This window comes from Bradyrhizobium sp. USDA3010, assembly GCF_056429065.1.
The window spans coordinates 1-255 of the sequence record NZ_JBWJZD010000163.1 but is presented as its reverse complement, the minus strand read 5'-3'; the positions used below and the strand labels follow the sequence as shown (position 1 = coordinate 255).

1 protein-coding gene is annotated in these 255 nt (G+C 56.9%); it reads left to right on the top strand.

What is annotated here, in order from left to right:
• Positions 1-237 (top strand): transposase (locus tag AC066Y_RS43395; protein ID WP_478279159.1); only part of this gene is annotated, 237 nt, incomplete at its 5' end.
• Positions 238-255: the final 18 nt, after the last annotated feature.

Genomic DNA, 255 nt, shown 5'->3' with positions numbered 1-255 from the left:
CACAAGATCGACGGCGTTCGCCATGCGGTCGAAGCGGTCGGCGCCAAAGTGCGCTATTTGCCGGCCTACTCGCCGGATCTCAATCCGATCGAAATGGCATTCTCGAAGCTGAAGACGGCGCTTCGCATGGGTGCCGCTCGCACCGTGACAACGCTGATGAAGCTGATCGGCAAGCTCATCAAGACATTTGCACCCGAGCAATGCGCGAACTACTTTCGACATGCCGGATACGAGTAGTGACCCATATCAAGTGGA